Source organism: Photobacterium sp. R1 (assembly GCF_054600795.1).
On sequence record NZ_BAAHZP010000226.1, the window covers coordinates 1 to 361 of the forward strand.

The 361-nt window shown below is 42.4% G+C and carries 1 protein-coding gene; it reads right to left on the reverse strand.

What is annotated here, in order from left to right:
• Nucleotides 1–361: S66 peptidase family protein (locus ACYP03_RS24780; protein ID WP_459782494.1), on the reverse strand; the 361-nt coding region annotated here is incomplete at both ends.

The window sequence follows — 361 nt, forward strand, 5'->3', positions numbered from 1 at the left end:
TCAATTGCAGCCTGTACTCCCAGTGGTGTAACCAGCATTGGATGCGTATGGCAACTGTCAAAACCATAAAGTATTGGGATATTTTTACCGTTTAAGACTTCAAGCAAAACGTCCAGTGGGGTGCGACCTGTCCCTTTGTCATTAAACAGTTCATGTTTACCTAATACAATTGCTCCAACCTTTTCAAACACACCACAAGCCATTAAATGGGCAAAAGAACGTTCGACTGTCTCTATACCTTTCAGAGAATCTTCAATAAGGAGGATATCGCCTGACTCTATTTCTGGCATATACTGGCTACCCCATATACCTGCCATAGTATTGAGATTTCCACCAATTATGCGACCTTTAACCTGGCCGT